The sequence below is a fragment of the Nocardia sp. NPDC049190 genome (genome assembly GCF_040648115.1).
Taxonomy (GTDB): Bacteria; Actinomycetota; Actinomycetes; order Mycobacteriales; family Mycobacteriaceae; genus Nocardia.
Genome location: NZ_JBEZDE010000107.1, coordinates 1 through 2070, shown reverse-complemented (window position 1 = coordinate 2070; position 2070 = coordinate 1). Strand labels below are relative to the sequence as shown.

Below are 2070 nucleotides of genomic sequence, written 5' to 3'. Positions count from 1 at the left end.
CCCTCGCCGCTGTCGGGATCGTCAAGCCGGATCGTTCGCATCTGATCATCACCCCAGTCGAACCGGGCGACAAGTCGGTGCCACCTCAAGACCACTTGAAAATGGCGGCGGTCTCTCAACGCATTAGCTGGCGCGCCGAGTACACAAGCGCCCTGCTCGCGGCCAGTCCGCCAGGCGTACACGAAACTTCGGCAATTCCACAGGCGGCATAGGAAACGGGGAGGGAATCAAGATGGATCTACCGGAGGACCGGTTATGGACGGTGGAGGAAGCTGCGTACTTCCTGAACGTCCCGGTGAAGACGCTCTACCAGTGGAAGTGGCTCGGTGAGGGGCCGCCGGTGCGAAAAGTCGGCCGGCACCTGCGCTATAACCCTGCGCGTCTGCGGGCGTGGGCTGATTTGGATGAGGCTGCCTGATGGGGCACGTTGACGACCGCTGGATGCGACCTCAGCGTGACGAAGACGGCAAAGTCATCGTCAATGGACGTGGTAAGCCAGTCATGGAGAAAACCGAGCTGTACGGCCGTGGCCTCCGGTATCGAGTGCGCTACATCGACCCGGACGGCGTAGAGCGGTCCAAGTCGTTCCCAGACCGGGAGAAGAAGCGCGCCGACGACTTCCTGATCGAGGTCGAATCCGACAAGCGCGAAGGCAAGTACATCGACCCTCGTACGGCGAAGAAGACTTTTCGGCAACAGGCGGAAAGCTGGTTCAAGGCGCAGTCATCGGACCCGGCGACCCGGGAAGTCCTGAGGAGTCGTCTCGAACGCCAGATCTATCCGGTGCTGGGGCATCTCACCTTCGACAGGATCGAAAAGCCTTCCACTGTCCGTGATTTCGTGGCGGGAATGGTCGACCGAGGGCTGTCGGACAACTACCAGGCGGTGCTGTTCACCATCGTGTCGTCGGTATGCGATTCGGCAGTGGATGACAGGGTAATTGGTCGGAATCCGTGCAAAGTGAAGACGGTTCGTCGCCCGGTTGCCCGCAGTCCGAAGGTGGTCGTGTGGTCGGAGGAGCGATTGCATGCGGTGAAGTCCGGCTTGGATGAGCGGTTCAGGGTCGTCGCGGATCTCGGTGCCGGTGCGGGCCTTCGGCAAGGTGAGATTCTGGGTTTCTCCCCCGACGACGTGGACCGTGTTGCGAAGGTCATCCGGGTCGAACGCCAGATCAAGACGGTGAACGGCGTCATGATGTTCGCGCTACCGAAGGGCGGCAAGACTCGTGCCGTACCGGTGTCCAATGCCGTACTCATGTGCATCGACAACCATGTTCGAAAGTTTCCGCCGGTCTCGGTGCAATTGCCGTGGGGCAAGCCGGACGGCCAGTTGGTGACGGTGCCGGTACTGATGACCGGTGAGGCGGGTCGGCTCTATACCGGTGACCTGTTTACGAAGGTCGTATGGCTGGGTGCGTTCCGCAATGCCGGACTGGAGTACCGCGGCCGTATCGACGGGATGCATGCGCTGCGGCATCTGTTCGCGTCGATGCTGCTGGCGGCAGGTTGCTCTGTTACCGAACTCGCAGAGTACCTGGGTCATTCCGATCCGGGCTTCACCCTCCGCACCTACACCCATCTGGTTCCTTCGAGCTATGAGCGAGCACGGCATGCGATCGACAGGATGTTCGGACGGCCTGTGCTCCTCGACGGCCTGGAGACGGCCTGAGATGCATATCCAGGCGCGCCCGAACATCCCGCGATCGGCGGAATCAGTCCTTGAGCAGGGCGCGGGACATGACAAGACGCTGGATCTGGTTGGTTCCTTCGTAGATCTGGGTGATCTGTCAGCCGTGTTCTGACGACATGGCAATTCTGCACCGAAACGGCTTCTGACCTGCGTGTCGCCGTCTCGGTGCTTCTTGGTGTTTCTGGACGATTTTTACCGTCCCACGGCCTGGAGACGGCCTGGCATCCCGGGCGACTTCCCTTCCCCTGCTTCCTCATACTGGCCATCCTGAGCTGAGGGAGGTCGTGTCAAGGGCGCTGTTTCCCTTGACTCGGCCGAGTGAGGTCAGACAATCGGGCCATGAGGAGGCAGGGTCTACGCAACCCCCGGCTGCCTTCTCGA

Annotated in this window: 2 protein-coding genes and 1 pseudogene; all 3 read left to right on the top strand. The window is 61.2% G+C overall.

The features are described from left to right. A pseudogene (locus AB0B25_RS32080) lies at positions 1-212 on the top strand (replication initiator protein); the annotation flags it as partial. Between the two features lie 20 nt (positions 213-232). Then, positions 233-418 carry a helix-turn-helix domain-containing protein gene (locus AB0B25_RS32075; RefSeq protein WP_357187586.1) on the top strand — a complete coding sequence of 62 codons (186 nt, stop codon included), beginning with the start codon at positions 233-235 and terminating at the stop codon, positions 416-418. Continuing rightward, positions 418-1668 (top strand): site-specific integrase, encoded by a 1251-nt coding sequence (locus tag AB0B25_RS32070; RefSeq protein WP_357187583.1) that lies wholly within the window; start codon positions 418-420, stop codon positions 1666-1668. Before AB0B25_RS32075 ends, AB0B25_RS32070 begins: the two co-directional genes overlap by 1 nt. Positions 1669-2070 lie beyond the last annotated feature (402 nt).

Bases quoted from the DNA above. Each gene is read 5' to 3' on its own strand.
- AB0B25_RS32075 (WP_357187586.1), top strand. From the start codon at position 233: ATGGATCTACCGGAGGACCGGTTATGGACGGTGGAGGAAGCTGCGTAC.
- AB0B25_RS32070 (WP_357187583.1), top strand. From the start codon at position 418: ATGGGGCACGTTGACGACCGCTGGATGCGACCTCAGCGTGACGAAGAC.